The organism is Ruegeria lacuscaerulensis (genome assembly GCF_013031245.1).
Lineage (GTDB): Bacteria > Pseudomonadota > Alphaproteobacteria > Rhodobacterales > Rhodobacteraceae > Ruegeria > Ruegeria lacuscaerulensis_C.
In genome coordinates this window covers 212,156-228,794 of record NZ_WPZL01000002.1, presented here as the reverse complement: position 1 = coordinate 228,794, position 16,639 = coordinate 212,156, and the positions used below count along the sequence as shown (strand labels likewise).

Annotated in this window: 14 protein-coding genes; 4 read left to right on the top strand and 10 right to left on the bottom strand. The window is 58.6% G+C overall.

The features are described from left to right. Window positions 1–25 precede the first annotated feature (25 nt). The 3 genes from GOX66_RS03720 to GOX66_RS03710 all read left to right on the top strand — a co-directional run bounded on the left by GOX66_RS03720 (window position 26) and on the right by GOX66_RS03710 (window position 3,741). Entirely contained in the window at window positions 26–598 is a 573-nt protein-coding gene (locus tag GOX66_RS03720; protein ID WP_170759720.1) for a lipid-binding SYLF domain-containing protein, read from the top strand. A gap of 176 nt (window positions 599–774) precedes the next feature. Further along, entirely contained in the window at window positions 775–3,237 is a 2,463-nt protein-coding gene (locus GOX66_RS03715) for a penicillin acylase family protein (RefSeq protein WP_170759718.1), read from the top strand. 108 nt (window positions 3,238–3,345) lie between these two features. Next, window positions 3,346–3,741, top strand: a complete 396-nt coding sequence (locus GOX66_RS03710) for a nuclear transport factor 2 family protein (protein ID WP_170759716.1) — start codon at window positions 3,346–3,348, stop codon at window positions 3,739–3,741. Window positions 3,742–3,759: 18 nt separating this feature from the next. On the opposite strand, the gene GOX66_RS03705 is transcribed toward GOX66_RS03710, so the two are convergent. The 5 genes from GOX66_RS03705 to trkA form a co-directional block, all read right to left on the bottom strand. Next, complete coding sequence (locus GOX66_RS03705; RefSeq protein WP_170759713.1) at window positions 3,760–4,053, bottom strand: putative quinol monooxygenase; 294 nt, start codon at window positions 4,051–4,053, stop codon at window positions 3,760–3,762. A gap of 14 nt (window positions 4,054–4,067) precedes the next feature. Next, window positions 4,068–5,339, bottom strand: coding sequence for a GTPase HflX (gene hflX / locus GOX66_RS03700; RefSeq protein ID WP_170759712.1), 1,272 nt, complete (start codon window positions 5,337–5,339; stop codon window positions 4,068–4,070). Next, window positions 5,339–5,578, bottom strand: a complete 240-nt coding sequence (hfq, locus tag GOX66_RS03695) for an RNA chaperone Hfq (RefSeq protein WP_010440340.1) — start codon at window positions 5,576–5,578, stop codon at window positions 5,339–5,341. Before hfq ends, hflX begins: the two co-directional genes overlap by 1 nt. A 126-nt stretch (window positions 5,579–5,704) precedes the next feature. Beyond that, complete coding sequence (locus tag GOX66_RS03690; protein ID WP_170759710.1) at window positions 5,705–7,243, bottom strand: TrkH family potassium uptake protein; 1,539 nt, start codon at window positions 7,241–7,243, stop codon at window positions 5,705–5,707. Further along, window positions 7,243–8,619 (bottom strand): Trk system potassium transporter TrkA, encoded by a 1,377-nt coding sequence (trkA, locus tag GOX66_RS03685; protein ID WP_170759708.1) that lies wholly within the window; start codon window positions 8,617–8,619, stop codon window positions 7,243–7,245. The genes GOX66_RS03690 and trkA overlap by 1 nt, the downstream gene beginning before the upstream one ends. 96 nt (window positions 8,620–8,715) lie before the next feature. Here trkA and GOX66_RS03680 point away from each other — a divergent pair, with 96 nt between their 5' ends. Continuing rightward, complete coding sequence (locus GOX66_RS03680) at window positions 8,716–9,198, top strand: hypothetical protein (protein WP_170759706.1); 483 nt, start codon at window positions 8,716–8,718, stop codon at window positions 9,196–9,198. A gap of 11 nt (window positions 9,199–9,209) precedes the next feature. Here the strand turns inward: GOX66_RS03680 and ntrX are convergent, their stop codons facing one another. The 5 genes from ntrX to dusB all read right to left on the bottom strand — a co-directional run bounded on the left by ntrX (window position 9,210) and on the right by dusB (window position 16,458). Next, the gene (ntrX, locus tag GOX66_RS03675; protein ID WP_170759705.1) at window positions 9,210–10,619 is read right to left on the bottom strand and encodes a nitrogen assimilation response regulator NtrX; all 1,410 of its coding nucleotides are present in this window, start codon (window positions 10,617–10,619) and stop codon (window positions 9,210–9,212) included. Continuing rightward, window positions 10,616–12,904: an ATP-binding protein gene (locus GOX66_RS03670; protein WP_170759703.1), complete on the bottom strand. Its 2,289-nt coding sequence runs from the start codon at window positions 12,902–12,904 to the stop codon at window positions 10,616–10,618. Before GOX66_RS03670 ends, ntrX begins: the two co-directional genes overlap by 4 nt. A gap of 99 nt (window positions 12,905–13,003) precedes the next feature. Continuing rightward, a complete protein-coding gene (locus GOX66_RS03665; RefSeq protein ID WP_170759701.1) occupies window positions 13,004–14,371 on the bottom strand; it encodes a response regulator in 1,368 nt (455 codons plus the stop codon). 39 nt (window positions 14,372–14,410) lie between these two features. Further along, complete coding sequence (locus GOX66_RS03660; protein ID WP_170759699.1) at window positions 14,411–15,478, bottom strand: two-component system sensor histidine kinase NtrB; 1,068 nt, start codon at window positions 15,476–15,478, stop codon at window positions 14,411–14,413. Then, on the bottom strand, window positions 15,475–16,458 hold the full coding sequence (dusB, locus tag GOX66_RS03655; RefSeq protein ID WP_272871489.1) for a tRNA dihydrouridine synthase DusB: 984 nt from the start codon (window positions 16,456–16,458) through the stop codon (window positions 15,475–15,477). The genes GOX66_RS03660 and dusB overlap by 4 nt, the downstream gene beginning before the upstream one ends. Between the last annotated feature and the right edge of the window lie 181 nt (window positions 16,459–16,639).

Sequence of the window (16,639 nt, the reverse complement as noted above, 5' to 3'; positions counted from 1 at the left end):
TCAGGCAGTAATACAGAGAAAAAACATGAGCAGTTCCAATTCCACTCGACTGACCCGTCGTGGCTTAGCTTTTGGCATGGCCGGTCTGACACTGACCGCGGCGTGCGGCAATGGTGTCGGCAATTCGAATGCAGCCACGATCGACGCCCGCGTGGATGCCACGCTGACCGAAATGTATTCACGCTATCCCAATACGGTTGAGATCGCGAATAAATCCAACGGCATGCTGGTTATGCCCCTGATCACCGAGGCAGGGTTTATCTTTGGCGGAGCCTACGGCCAGGGCGCGCTGCGCATCAACGGCGCAACGGTTGACTACTACTCAGCCGTTTCCGGCAGTGCCGGCCTGCAGATTGGCGCACAGCAATACGCGCACGTCCTGTTCTTCATGACACAAGATGCGTTGAACGATTTCCGCCGTTCCAGCGGTTGGACCGCCGGGGCTGATATCGGCTACGTCGTCGATGCAACCGGCGACTCGCTGTCGACCGACACCACCACACTGCGCTCTCCGGTACTGGCGGCGGTATTCGGACAGGCAGGCCTTAAATTCGGCGCGACGGTCGAAGGCACCAAATACACGCGGATCATTCCGTAACTCAGGACTACCACACCCCCCCTCCTGCGGTCCCCGCCACACGCATTAAGCTGTGGCGGGGTTTTTAGTTTATAGCGCTGTAAACACGGATTTTCCCGGGCTGTTCCTCTTTCGGTCAGCGCGACCATCCACTAATCTTTGCGCAAACAGAAATTGATCAGGATTGTAGGCCGCTGATGGGATTCGTGTTTCGCTGGCTTGTGCGTATTACCTCAGGTCTGGTCCTGCTAACCCTCGCCGGTGTGGGTTTGGTGTATTTTTTGGCCAGCCAGTCGCTGCCGGATTATGACCAGACGGTCGAAGTTAGAGGTCTGCGCGCGCCTGTCGAGATCATCCGCGACACTGCCAACGTTCCCCACATACTGGCCGAAAATGACCCCGACGTGTTTTTTGGGCTGGGTTATGCCCATGCGCAGGACCGCTTGTGGCAGATGACGGTCATGCGCCGCACCGCGCAGGGCCGCTTGTCCGAAGTGTTTGGCAAACGCACCGTTCATGTCGACAAACTGCTTCGCAGGCTTGACCTTTATGGTCTGGCGCATCGCTCGGTCGAAGTGCAGGACGACTACACCAACGCGGCATTGCGCGCCTATGCCGCCGGGGTGAACGCGCGATTGGATGAGATCAACGAATCCGCTCTGGGCCGAGGCGCGCCCGAGATGTTTCTATTCAATGCCCCGGTCTCCCCCTGGCAACCCGGTGACAGTATCGCGGTTATCAAGCTGATGAGCCTGCAATTGTCCGGTCACCTGAAGGACGAAGTTCTGCGCGCGCGCACCTCGCTGATACTCAACGATCCTGCACGTCTGGTCGATATTCTGCCCAATGTTCCCGGCCCCGGTATCGCGGCCCTGCCGGAATACGCGGCACTGTTTCCCAACGCGCCCCGATATGCCAAAGGCACGCCGATGCCTGATACCCCGCTGTCACCCTTCCCAAAACGCGGGTTGGCCGGAGCGTCGAACGCATGGACCGCAGCGCCCTCGCGTTCTGCCAGTGGTGGCACATTGCTGGCCAACGATCCGCATCTGGGTTTCACCGCGCCGGGTGTCTGGTATCTTGCCCGACTTGAACTGGCGAAGGGCGGCGTGATCGGGGCCACCATCCCCGGCATTCCCGCCATTATGACCGGACGCAGCGACCGACTGGGCTGGGGTCTGACCTCGTCCTATCTGGACGATCAGGACCTGCATATCGAAAAGCTGAATCCCGAAAACCCTGAGGAATACCTGACGCCTGACGGGTACACAGAGTTCCGCTCCCGCCCCTCTATTATTGAGATAAAGGACGAAGCCCCCATCACTTTGACCCTGCGCTGGTCCGAGAATGGCCCCGTCCTGCCCGGCACTGATTACGATCTTGAAACGATCACGCCACCCGGCCATGTTGCCTCGTTGTCATGGACGGCCCTCAGCTCGCGGGACACGTCGATGACGGCGTCGATGGCGCTGATGAACGCCAATAATGTTCGCGAAGCGATTGCTGCCGCGGAAAAATTCATATCGCCCTCTCAGAATCTGTCTCTGGTCGACAAGGAGACGATCGGCCTGAAACTGATCGGAGCCATGCCCAAACGCGATCTGCGAAATCAGAGCCGAGGCCGCATTCCAACGCCCGGCTGGCTGGCGGAAAACCTGTGGCAGGGTCGCCTGCCCTATGAAGACAACCCGGAATTCGTGGCCCCTGCGGGCGGCATTCTGGGCAACACCAACAACAAGATCATCGACCGTCCGTTTCCCGAGCATGTGTCCTATGAATGGGGCGACACTCAGCGTGTGCATCGCTGGGAACGCCTGATGCAGTCGCGTGAGGTCCACACCCGAGACAGCTTTATCGAGGCGCAGCTGGACACAGTCAGCTTCACCGCCCGCTCTCTGCTGCCGCTGATCGGCGCTGACCTGTGGTTCACAGGGGCCTCTGCCCCCGAAGGCACCCCCGAACGCCAGCGCCAGATCGCCCTGTCCTTGCTGGCTGAGTGGAATGGTGAGATGAACGAGCACTTGCCTGAGCCGCTGATCTATGCGGCATGGCTGCGGGCGTTGCAAATCCGGCTGATCTCGGACGATCTGGGACCGCTGGCCGCCGAATACAAACATGTCGAGCCCCTGTTTATCGAGCGTGTCTATCGCGACATTGACGGTGCCTCGGTCTGGTGTGACGTCCGGCAAAGCGCCCCGACCGAGACCTGCACCGACATGGCACGACTGGCCCTGGATGACGCTATCATTTGGATTTCTGAAAACTACGGCACGGCGTTGGAATCCCTGCGCTGGGGTGATGCTCATCAGGCGACCCATGACCACCCGGTTCTGGGCTCGGTTCCTGTACTGCGCTTCTTCGTCAATATTCGCCAATCTACCAGCGGCGGAGACAACACTCTGCTGCGCGGACGCACCTCGGGCGAAGGCAAAGACCCGTTCCAGAACGTGCATGGCGCGGGCTATCGCGGCGTGTATGACTTTGCCGATCCAGATAGTTCGGTCTTTATCACCGCCACCGGCCAATCCGGCCATTTCCTGTCGCGCTATTACGATGATCAGGCGCAGCTTTGGCGACGGGGAGAATATATTCCGATGTCGCTGGACCTTGATCTGGCCCGCGCAGCCGCTGTCGGGGTAACGAACCTGATCCCGCGCTGATTTCACCAGCTTCGGCAGGACCTTGCCCCTTTTTTTACCCACCGTGGACGCAGACCGGTGTTTTCGCCTACGATCTGCAAGCCGAAGACTTGGGACCAGGGGGCACAGATGGCCAGTATACGGGATAGGCTGAACAATCTGGCGCGGGATTACGCAATCGCCTGGAGTTCGGGCGACGCAGATGCAGTTGCCGATTTCTTTGCGCCGGATGGGCAGATCACAATCAACCGTGGCGATCCGATTGTCGGTCGTGCAGCGGTGGCAGAAATGGCGCGCGGCTTCCATACTGATTTCCCCGATCTCGAGGTCAGGTGCGATATGCTGCGTTGGGCCGGAACCCATGCGATCTTTGTCTGGACGCTGGAAGGCCATCACGCGCAAACCGGCAACCACGTCGTGACCCGCGGCTGGGAGGAATGGGAACTGACGGCCGATCACAAGGTCCAATCGTCACTGGGATGGTTCGATGCCGAGGACCATCAGCGCCAAATCGACGGTGCATGATCGCGAAGGCAGTTCGGCCTATTCCGAAGTGATGGAATATTCTCGCGGAATGCCCTGAGTTATCTCAAACCAGGCCGATTCTTTTGTCCGCTCCTGATGTGCGTCGAAAGCGGCCTGATTTTCGAACACTTCGCTGACATTGAATTGGCCAGGAATGTCTGCGTCTTCGGCAACTTCGAAGGAAAGACAGCCCGGCTCGGCCCGCGTCAGTGCGATATGGTCAGGCAGCGCGGCCCGGACCTGCTCAAGCCGATCGGAAGGTACTGTTATGCGGCCCTTCAAGGATACCTTTCCGTTGTCTTCTGGTGCCATAAGTATTCCTCTGATCAAAGCGCCGCAAACTGCGCCGCTTGTTTATCAGTCCAAAGAACAGTGACTTCGAACCCGTCTTCGGTCTGTTTTTCGGACCTCACCACATCTTGACGGAACAGCCATGCACGTTTGTCACCCTCGGCAAATCCCAACGCCAGCGTCATCTCGTGCCGGGCACCTTGCAGCTTTGTGGCGATCTCGGCGAGCAGAGGTTCGACACCTTCTCCCGTAACCGCCGAGATGGCAAATATTGCCGAATCCCGGTCAGCGCGCGCCAAAGCGGCCTCGCGTTCATCCGGGCCAAGCAGATCCATCTTGTTCCATACCTCAAGCCGAGGACGTTCGTCATCGACACCCAGCGAGGTTAGGATTGCCTCAACATCCCGCGCCTGCGCCTCGGAATCTTCGTGGCTGATGTCGCGCACGTGAACGACAATATCCGCGCCCAAAACCTCTTCGAGCGTGGCGCGGAACGCCGCGACCAGCTCAGTCGGCAGGTTCGAGATAAATCCCACCGTGTCCGACAGGATAACCTCAGGACCATCGGGCAGTTCGACCCGCCGCATGGTCGGGTCCAGGGTGGCGAACAGCATGTCCTTAGCCATCACTTCGGCCCCGGTCAGGCGGTTGAACAGCGTGGACTTGCCCGCGTTCGTATAGCCCACTAACGCGACAATCGGATATGGCACTTTTGCCCTTGCGGCGCGGTGAAGCGTACGGGTCTTTACCACCTTCTGCAATTGACGGCGCAAACGCACGAGTTGTTCGTCAATAGCGCGACGGTCAGCCTCAATCTGGGTTTCACCGGGACCGCCGACAAACCCCAATCCGCCCCGCTGGCGTTCCAGGTGGGTCCATGCCCGCACCAGGCGCGTACGCTGATAGCTGAGTGCTGCCATCTCGACCTGCAACACACCTTCGCGGGTGCGGGCACGGTCACTGAAAATTTCAAGGATCAGGCCGGTGCGGTCGAGGATCTTGACCTTCCACGCCTTTTCCAGATTGCGCTGCTGAACGGGTGTCACCGGTCCGTCGATCAGAACCAGCTCAATCTCGTTTTCGTGGAACCGTTCGCCCAGTTCATCGATCTTTCCGGTACCGAACAGCAATCCCGGCTGGGCGCGTTGCAGGCGCACGATCTCGGACCCGATCACATCCAGATCGGGCAAAGCGGCAGCCAATGCCACCGCCTCTTCCAGCGCCGGTTCGGGGACACGGCGCTGTTCATCTGATTTGATTTCCGGATGCAGCACCCAGGCCCGGGTGCGCATCCTGTCATGTTCCATCAAGAGGCGTCTTCGCCCTCATACAGGCTGATCGGCTGCGACGGCATAATCGTCGAAATCGCGTGTTTGTAGACCAACTGCGACTGTCCGTCGCGGCGCAACAATACACAGAAATTGTCGAACCAGGTGATCACCCCCTGCAATTTCACACCGTTGATCAGGAATATTGTGACCGGGACCTTTGCTTTCCGTACATTATTCAGGAACGCGTCCTGCAGATTCTGTCTGTCCGAAGCCATATTTTTATAATCTCGCCATTGTTCTTGCTACGCGCTGCGGACCAACGCGCTCCCTCTGGCTGAGTATGGAGCGTGATTAACCGAGTTTCCAGATGAAAAATCAGGCATTAACACCGGTGTTGATTCTCAGTCCCGCCAGAGGGTTGGTGTAATCAGCGCAATGATCGCCAGCGTTTCGAGTCGCCCGATCACCATTGCGGCGCACATGGTCAGCTTGGCACCCCAGGACAGATCGACCAATCGGATGGGTATATCTGTTGCCAGTTCGATCAGCGGACCAGTCGTGCTGAGCGCCGCAACGCTGAGTACCATGGCCTGCTCAAACCCCGCGCCCATCGCCGCCAGCAGGACATTGAACACCGCCGCCGTCAGCGCGAACATCATCAGAAAGATCCACGCAATAAAGGCACCGTCGCTTTGAATTCGCCTGTTGCCACCGCCGACGCCACTGACGGATGAAGGATAAATCAGGCGATCAATCTCTCGTGCGCCATTCAGATACAGGGCAAATACGCGCAACAGTTTGACCCCGCCCGCCGTGGTGGCGACGCCGCCGCCAATCAGCGCCATTCCCATCAGGATCAATCCCGGAGTACCAAGTCCAGAAAGCTGTTGTGCGTCGTTCCAGTTGGCGCTTTCAAATCCCGCCGTGGTCAAAAATGACAATGCTGTGAAGATCATGCCCCAGATCACGTTCAGAGCCTGAATCGGCTCCAACTGGCCGCCGATTTCGAGTACGCCCGCCCAGACACGGAAAAACAACAGTAGAGCGACCCCGGCGACGATCATCATACCAATCCTGAATTCAGGGTCCTGGTCCAGTCTCGAATATCCGGTTGTCGCCGTATCCGTGGAAAATGTCAGGCGCGACAGTGCAAAGAACAGAAAAAGGAACAGGATCGCTTCGCCTGTGATTCCTGCCTGCGCGCCCTCCAGCCCTCCCACCGGAGAAATTCCGGACGTAGCCATCGTAGACATCGCGTGACATGCAGCCGTCAGACCCTGCTCACCCGCGATCAACAGCAGGATCCAGATCACAACGGTCAGTCCCGCATACACTGGTGTCAGAGTGCGCGTAACACGGATCAACCGCCCCCTCGGGTCGACCTTTTCACTTTGCGCCACGCCCGAGACCGGGCGACCGGGTTGCCCACGCGCCGTAACCTCAAATCCGCCCAACGACAGCGGCGCCAGAATAGCGGCGGCTGATATCCACATCAGCAGGCCACCCATCCACCCAACCAGCGCGCGCCACAAATGCAGCGGCGCGGTCAATCGGTCAGGATCAGGGAAAATGTCAGCCCCCGTGGTCGTCATTGCACTGACCATGTCAAAATAGGCATTCAGAAAGGTCGTGTTTCCCAGCGCATCATGCAGCGGAATGGCCAGAAACAATGGCAGGACGGTAAAACACCCAAGCAACACTGCCAATTGCCCCAGCGTCCCCCGCCGTGGAATCCGGTTGGACGTTGCAAGCGCAATTGTTGCCACGACAAAAAGCCCCAGCAATCCCGAATAGAAAAATGACCGCGAAGTATCGTGATCGTCCAACGCCAACGCATAGATCGACGGCACCAACATGGACACCGCAACAATGCCCCAGATCAGCAGAAACAGTGGCAGTCGCCGTACAAGTCCGATCTGTTGTGTCCGCGCATGCCCCATCAGAAGAAATCGATTGAAACCTGCATCAACCGTTCGACCTCGGGTACGTCCTTGGCCATGGCAAAGATCGCCACCACGTCTTTTTCTTCAATCCTCAGGCTGCCAGTCGGGCGCAACACCTCATCCCCCTTACGAACGGCACCGACCAGGACACCTTCCGGGAAATCAATGTCCCGCAGTCTTTGCCCTGCCATCGGCGAGGTCGACAGAACCTCGGCCTCGATCACCTCGGCCTCTGCGTCCCCGATGGAATAAACCTGCCGTACCCGCCCGTGACGGATGTGGCGCAGGATCGAACTGACTGTGGTCGCGCGTGGGTTGATATAGGCATCGATCCCCAGAGGGCCCATCAGCGCCACCATGCTGGGGTCGTTGATCAGCGCAATCGCCAGCGCACAGCCCTCTGCCTTGGCGCGCACGGCAGCCAGTAGATTGGCCCGGTCGTCATCGGTGACCGCCAGCATCGCGTCAGCACGGTCGATCCCCGCCTCGTGCAGCAGGGCCGCGTCCAGACCGTCACCGTTCAGAACTATCGTCCGCTCAAGAGTCTCGGCGGCTATTTCCGCACTTTGGCGGTCTCGTTCGATGATCTTGGCACGCACCCGGCTTTCGCGTTCCTCCAGCGTGCGGGCCACTTCAAGCCCCACATTGCCACCGCCAACGATAACCACACGGTCCTGCTTTTTCTGTGTCTTACCGAAGACCTCCATGGTGCGATCCACGTCCTTGACATTGGTAAAGACGTAGCACTCATCCCCCACGAACAGTTGGTCCTCGGATTCAGGCGCGAACAGGTTGCCGTCCCGACGAACCCCGACGACAATCGAGCTGAGCGTGGAAAACAGGTCCGTCAACTGCCGCAGTGGGGTATTGACGACCGGACAGTCCTCTTCGATGCGAATACCAAGCAGCTGGGCATTGCCGTCCATGAACGTCTCGGTGTCGAAAGCGGATGGCGCGGACAGTCGGCGCATAGCAGCGGCAGCAACCTCGCGCTCGGGGCTGATCACCACGTCGATGGGCAGATGGTCACGTCGGTAGAGATCCGAGTGGATCGCTTCGAGATACGATTTGGACCGCAAACGGGCGATCTTACGCTGAATCGAAAATACCGAGTGCGCCATCTGACAGGTGACCATATTCACCTCGTCCGAATGGGTCGCGGCAATAATCATATCTGCATCGCGGGCCCCTGCCCGATCCAGCACATCCGGATAGCTGGCGAATCCGGCAATCCCCTGCACATCCAGAGTCTCGGTCGCGCGGCGCACCAGATCGGGATTGTTGTCCACCACCGTCACGTCATTCAGTTCACCTGACAGGTGCCGTGCAATCTGCCAGCCAACCTGACCGGCACCGCAAATGATGACCTTCATGTTTTTGGCCCTTCTGCCTGAAATCTTTGAATGACAGATGCCCCCATAGCGGTCAATTGAATTGTCATACACGCGCCACTAAGGCAAGATAAGCCCATGAAATCAGTGCTTCGTTTGCTTATTCCCATCATGGCCCTGTCCGCATGCGACGGCCCGCTTTCGCTTTATTACCGCGAAGGTGAGAGCGTATCGCGTGTGCAGAGTGAGACCACGCAATGTCAGGTACAAGCGGTCAATGAAGTGCCCGTAGCTAATCAGGTGCGGCAAAGCCCGCCCACCTATTGGCCCGGGCGCACCTATTGCGACAGCGGGGGGCGGTGCTATCGCTCGCCCGGTTGGTGGCAGCCCGGACGGGTCTATACCGTCGACGTCAATCAGGGACTTCGCAATCAGGTTGAGGCACAATGCATGGCCAGGAAAGGTTTTCGCCCGGTCAGCCTGCCCCCCTGCAGGCAAAGTGTGAAATCCCAAACCCAGGCCGTGCCCACGACAACGTTGCCGCCACTCACAACCCAGTCTTGCTTTGTGAAATTCGACAACGGGACGATACAAATAATCAGCCCTGGACAGGCCGGGTAAAGCCCGGCGGATTATTCCGCCGGTTCCGGTTCATCCAATTGGGCCACTCGCGCCCCGGATTTGTTCGACGTCACGACACCAAGCGATTTCAGCTTGCGATGCAGCGCGCTGCGCTCCATCCCGACAAAGCTGGCTGTTCGGCTGATATTGCCGCCAAAGCGATTGATCTGGGTCAGCAGGTATTCCCGCTCGAACGCTTCGCGCGCCTCTCGCAATGGCAAGGTTGCCAACGCACCCGAAAGGACAACGCGGCCCGTTTCATCTGCTTTTTCTTCTTCGGCCGGTAGTTCCCTGGCTTCGATCGGCCCGGACCCGTCACCCAGAATCAATACACGCTCGATCAGGTTCTTGAGCTGACGCACATTCCCCGGCCATGTCATCGTCTGAAGCAAAGCAACGGCCTCCTCTGAGATTTCGCGCGCCGTCAGACCTTGGGATTCGTTGCACATCTCAATGAAATGCTGTGCCAGAACCGGGATGTCTTCACGCCGCTCTTCCAGCGATGGCACTGCGATCGGGACCACGTTGAGCCGGTGATACAGCTCTTCACGGAAACGGTCGCCTGAAATCTCGGCCTCCAAGTCGCGGTTGGTCGATGAAATCACCCGAAGATCGACCCGAACCTTGTCCGAGCCGCCGACACGCTGAAACTGCTGGTCAACCAAAACGCGCAAGATCTTGGACTGCGTGCCCAGTGGCATATCAGCGACCTCGTCAAAATAGATCACACCGCCATGAGCCTCTTCCAGCAAACCGGCCTCAATTCCGCGTTCCGAAGATTCGCGCCCGAACAGTACCTCTTCGACCCTTTCGGGCTCGATCCCGGCGCAGTTCACCGTCACGAAAGGCGCATTGGAACGGTTGGAGTGAGCGTGGATATACCGCGCGGCGATTTCCTTGCCGGACCCGGCAGGGCCACTCAGCATCACACGACCGTTCGACTTGGTGACCTTGTCCAACTGGCTTTGCATCGTACGGAATGATGCCGACTTGCCGATCATGTCCGCACTCGTGACCTCCTTGCGTTTCAGCGATGCATTTTCGCGGCGCAGGCGCGAGGTCTCCATCGCGCGGCGGATCACGACCATCAGTTGGTCAATGTTAAATGGCTTTTCGATGAAGTCGTAAGCCCCCTGCTTGATTGCAGCTACCGCGATTTCAATGTTGCCGTGACCGGAAATGATAACCACAGGCACGTCCGGGTTATCGCGCTTGACCGTCTTCAGAATGTCGATCCCGTCCATGCGGCTGTCTTTCAGCCAGATATCCAAGATCAACAGCCCGGGCGGTTCCGTATTGATTGCAGCCATGCACTCGTCCGAGTTGCCGGCCAGCCGGGTTGAATAGCCTTCGTCCTCCAGAATGTCGGACACCAGTTCGCGAATATCGCGTTCGTCATCTACGATCAGAATGTCGCTCATCTTTGGCCTGCTTTCAGTTTGTTAGTATGAATTGCCTGCTTTTGTGGCGCTGCATTTTGGGAAATACTGCCTCCCGGCAAACGGATCACGGCCATCGCACCGAAATGGTCCTGTCCGTCGAAAACCGGCGCATCCTCAAGCGTGAGGGCTCCGCCATGTTCTTCGATAATCTTTTTGACGATGGGCAGACCCAATCCGGTGCCCTCGTCGCGCGTCGTTACGTACGGCTCGAACAGCCGTGCCCTGTCTTCAGGCAGGCCGATGCCGTTGTCCGCAATGCTGATAACCGTACCCGCATCGTCGCTGGTCACGTCCACTTTGATCTGTGGTTTTAGGTTTTCAGGTGGGCCTTTTCGTCTCAGCGTTTCAATAGCCTCGCCTGCATTCTTTATCAGGTTGGTCAGTGCCTGATTTAGCATCGTCGCATCAACGTCCGCCATGACTGGCTGGGCCGGCAGGGTGGCGTCGATCTGTACATCCGGTTGCCCGGCTTGTTGCAGTAACACCGCTTCGCGCACCAGCCCAACGATGTCTTCCTCGCGCCGGACTGGTTCCGGCATACGTGCGAATTTCGAGAACTCGTCAACGATCCGTCGCAGGTCGTTGGTCTGCCGAACGATTACATCGGTCATGGATTCCAGGCTGTCGCAGTCCCCTTCATCCAGCTTGCGCGAGAATTTCCGCTTGATCCGCTCGGCGCTCAACTGGATTGGGGTCAGCGGATTCTTGATCTCATGCGCAATCCGGCGTGCGACATCACCCCATGCGGCCATTCGTTGCGCGCTGACCAGATCCGTCACGTCGTCAAAGGCAACAACATAGCCTTCAAGCCCGCCATCCTCGCCGCGGCGGGTCGCCATGCGAACAAGCAGGTTTTCCAATCTGCCTTTTCGCGTCACCTTTATCTCACCCTGGACGGCCTCCTGACCGCTGTCTTTGAGGCTTTCAAAAAGCGGTAGAAACTCCGGCACGGCGATACCTATGGCCAGCTGCTGGTCACCTCGCGACCAGTCCAGCAAACGTTCTGCGGACCGGTTCACCAAGGTAACGCAGCCTTCCGAATCGACGCCGACAACACCGGATGTCACCGAGCTGAGCACCGAATCAAACAGTCGGCGGCGGCGCTCGATTTGACGGGTGTTTTCCAAAAGGGTGTCGCGCTGGCCTTTAAGTTGTCGGGTCATCTGGTTGAAATAACGGCCTAACATGGCGATCTCGTCGTCGCTGGCTTCTTCATAGACTTGCACGCTGAGATCCCCGCCACCAACACGCTGCGCCGCTGTAGTCAGACGTCCTACGGGGCGCGAGAGGCGTTCGGCGAACCACATACCCAAAGACATAGCTGCCAGAATGAGGATCACCGCAAAGCTGAGATACAACAGGCCGAACTCAAACAGGACCCGCCCCCGTTCGCTTTCGAGTTGCTGGTAAAACTGCACCGTCTCTTTGGTATCATCCAAAAGGTTCAGTAACTGCCCGTCGACTTCCCGGCTGACATAGAGAAAGCGATCCAGATAAGCCTGCAAAGGTACTAACGCCCGGAATTCACTGTTCTGCCAGTCGGCGATGATCAACAATCCGGCGTCGGTTGCCTCAATCATCTGCTCGGGCGTAGGTGCTTCGTAGTTAAACAGATAGGACCGATCCCCGCGCGATTTGATTTCGCCACTACCGTCAATGACATAGGCCTCGCGCAGACCGCGCTGAATCTGCGCCTGCCCCTGCGCCAGCACCTCGCGCAGTTCCGCATCCGAAATAAAGAAATCCCGCGACCGGGCATTGTCGAGGAACCGGGCCAGAACAGCGGCGTCCTGGGTCAACCCTTCGCGATGTTCCTGCTCATAGGCCTCGGCCGCGGTCAGGGAAGATCCAACCACCTGTCGTACGCGATCCGAAAACCAACCCTCAAGGCCGATATTCACCGTCAGTCCGGCAAAGATCGCAACTGTTACGGTCGGCACCAGCGCCAGTAGCGTAAATGCTCCGATCAGCCTCAGGTGCAATCGCGACCCAGCCGACTTTGCGCGGCGGGCGGCGATCAGACTGAACACCTGTCCCAACACAAGAGCGGCGACGACCAGCACATAAACGAGGTCAGCCAGAAGGATCAGGCGCAGCGTCGGCGCGGTTGCTCCCAGATCGAATGGACCGATAACGAGATAAGTGGCCAACGCCAGCGCAGGGCCCAGAAGAACCAGCCCCAGAGTGCCGAAATTGCGCAGTTTTCGGGATTTCCGCCACCGACTAATCGATAGGACCAGCCCGCTCTGTGCCCGGGTTGCCACCGTCTGCCCTCATCCTGATGTGTCGCTTGCGCGACGTACCGCCATATATCGTGGTCCTTGCCGGGTGCGAACCCGGATGCCACGGTTTGTGTGGCGATATTACATCAGTTTGCGGCGCCGTGTCACCTGAATATCGAGATCAGTGATTTTTTTCCGCAGCGTATTTCGATTGATCCCGAGCAAGTCCGCACATTTCGCCTGATTTCCGCCAGTTGCGTCCAGCGCCAGTTCGATCAGAGGTGCCTCAACCTCGCGCAGGATGCGCTGATACAGGCCTGGTGGCGGCAGCATATTGCCGTGCAGGTCGAAATAACGGCGTAAATGGCGGGCCACCGAGGCCGACAATTTCTCGCGTTCGCCATCTCCAAGAATCGGTTCTGCCTCGGGTTGGCTGCCAAGGACCATTTCAACCTCGGCCCTGGAAATCTCGTCGGCGCGGCTGGTCAGGCTCAGGCGGCGAATGGCGTTTTCCAGCTGCCGCACATTGCCGGGCCAGGAATAGCGCCGGACCAGTTCCACCGCGTCCGGGCTGAGCCAGCGTTTGGCGCCGTGCTCACGCTCTTCCCGCGCCAGAAAATGGTCGGCCAACAAGGTGATATCGTCCACTCGCTCACGCAGGGCTGGTACGTGTACAGTTGCGCCGCAAAGACGGTAATAGAGGTCCTGACGCACACGGTCGCTTTCCATCGCTTCGGTCAGGTCCGACTGGCTTGTGGCCATGAAACGCGGAACGTGGTCACCGGGGTTATCCATCATGCGCACGATCCGAGCCTGAACTTCGTCCTCGATATCGGCGATCTCGTCGATCAACAACGTCCCGCCGCGCACCCGCGCCATGATACGTGCGGGGCCTTCAAGGTCGCGCAGATCAGCGGCTGTCGCGGTGACAAACGGTAATGTGCGACGATCCGAAAAATCATGAATAGCTCGTGCTATCAAAGACTTGCCCGTCCCACTTTCACCTGAAATCATAACGGACAGATCGGTGTTCATCACCCGCGCCACAAGGCGATACAAAGCTTGCATCACCGGCGTGCGACCGACCAGGGGCAGCTCTTCGGGGCGATCTTCTGACGACGCGACCAATTCTACCTGCGCCCGCTGTTTCTGCTCCAGCGCCCGCGCGGTTCGCTTCATCAGATCAGGTAGGTCAAAGGGTTTGGGCAGATAGTCATAGGCATCCGCTTCGGCCGCTTGAATCGCCGTCATGATCGTGTTCTGGGCCGAAATCACGATGACCGGCAACCCCGGCCGGTCCTGCGCAATCTTGGGCAGCATCTCCAATCCGTTCCCGTCCGGCATGACCACGTCCGAGATCACCACGTCACCCTTACCTTCGCCAACCCATCGCATCAGTGTCGTTAGCGAAGATGTGGCGTGCACCTTGCACCCCGCCCGCGTCAGGGCCTGCGTCAGAACGGTGCGGATCGTGCGGTCGTCATCTGCGACCAGTACTGTGCCATCCATCGGGTGCTCTCCTTAGTTTGTTCGTCTCGGCCTTGCGCCTTATGCTTCGTCACGTGGTGCCCGCCGCAGCGAGATTCGGAACACCGTGCGCCCCGGCACCGAATCCGCCGAAATCCAGCCGTCGTGGTCCGAGATAATCTTGCTCACCAGCGCCAGCCCAAGCCCGGTGCCATTTTCCCTGCCCGACACAAACGCGTCGAAAATATCGCTGCGAATCTTATCCGGCAGGCCCGGTCCATCGTCGATGATTTCGATCTGCAGCGGCAGGGAATGGCCCGAACCGTCACTGCGCCGCAGGCGGAAGGAATGCTCGAAATAGGTCCGCAGACGGATCGTTCCGCCTTTGGGGTCAGCAGCTTCCGAGGCGTTCCTGAGCAAATTCAACACCACTTGAAGGAACTGGTCCGGGTCGCCAAAGGCCATCGGCAATGATGGGTCGTAATCCTCGATGATCGTCATATGTGCGCCAAAACCCAACAATGCCGACCGCCGCGCACGGTCCAACACATCGTGTATGTTGATCGGCTTGAAGTCAGGTTGGGATAGGTTCCCGAACTGCTCGACCTGTTCCAGAAGCTTAACGATACGGCGGCTTTCGGTCACGATAAGGTCTGTCAATTCAAGGTCTTGCTGCGAAATATTCATGCTAAGCAATTGGGCCGCGCCAGTGATCCCGGCCAGCGGGTTCTTGATTTCATGCGCCAGCATCTCGGCCATACCGATGGCCGATTGCGCTGCCGATTTCACCGTGTTGCCCCGCGTCATCCGCCCCGCAAGTTCACGGGGTGAGATGATCATGATCATCGACCCGGGATGTCCAACCAATGGCGCGATTTGCAATGCACATTGCAGCGGTGCACGATTGCCCGAACCGGCATCCACGTCGTTGACGAACAGCGGGGTACCTTGCTGACGTGCCCTCAGGAACGCCTCTTCCAGCGGAGCGTCAACGGCAATCTGGTCCCAGACCGGGTGCCCAACCACTGCTTTGCGGGAAGCGTTCAGGAAACCTTCTCCGGCGGAATTCAAATCCGCGATCTGGTCATCCTCGTCGATGATGAAGGCCGGAACCGGAAGCGAAGTCCAGATGCTCTGATCCGTTGTCATGCAGCCTCCTCAGCGTCGATGCTCAGAGCATCGCCCATAAGGTGCAGTACTTCATCAGTATCGCGTGACGTCAGAACGGCCCGGCGCAAGGCGGCGGGAGTTCCGGCCTCGTCCATGTACCAGCCCAGATGTTTGCGCGCGACACGCAGGCCCAGATCAGAGCCATAGAACTCCAGCATCGCCTGATAGTGGGCGCGAACCATCTCGATCAGATCCCTCGCGGTGGGAATCTCGGGCGCTTCAGCGCCGAAAAGATCGTGGCAAATCTGCGCCAGCAGCCACGGTTTACCCTGCGCCCCGCGCCCAACCATGACACCATCCGCGCCAGATTGGTTCATGGCCTCGCGTGCGGCCATCGAGTCCACGATATCTCCGTTGGCGATGACGGGAATCGAGACCGCCTCCTTCACAGCCCGGATCGCGCTCCAATCCGCGCGACCTTTGTAGAACTGACATCGGGTGCGCCCATGGATCGTGACCATACAGATACCCGCGTCCTGTGCACGACGCGCCACGTCGGGCGCGTTCAGCAGGTTGTCGTCCCACCCAAGCCGGGTTTTCAGCGTTACCGGAACGTCCACCGCATCCACCACGGCCTCGATCAGGGTAAGCGCGTGGTCAGGGGTTTTCAGCAAGGCAGACCCGGAATACCCGTTTGTTACTTTCTTCGCCGGGCAGCCCATGTTGATGTCAATCACCCGTGCCCCGTGGTCAGCAACCTGGCGTGCAGCCTCGGCCATCCAGTACGCCTCGCGGCCCGCCAGTTGTACGGCGGTGTTTTCGATATCCGCCGACAGCTCGGCCCGTTCGCGTACACCGGGCTTGGCCTGCACCATCTCCTGACTTGCAACCATTTCGCTGACCACCATGCCCGCGCCAAAACGCATTACCAAGTCGCGGAAGGGACGGTCCGTGATTCCGGCCATCGGAGCCAACATAACGGGCGGGTTCAGCTCTTTGTCAGCGAGTTGCAGGGTCAACGTGCTTAATCCTAGGGCAATTGCGGCATAGATACTGAATCCAGCGCATATGAACAACAAATCGACGGCTTTCAAGCCCGCAAAATCATCACATGCCTATTTTTTAGGCAACATTACACAGGTGATTGCCTCTGCTTTCACCGACCCCTAAACAATGAACTCAAACCACCGGAGAAATCGC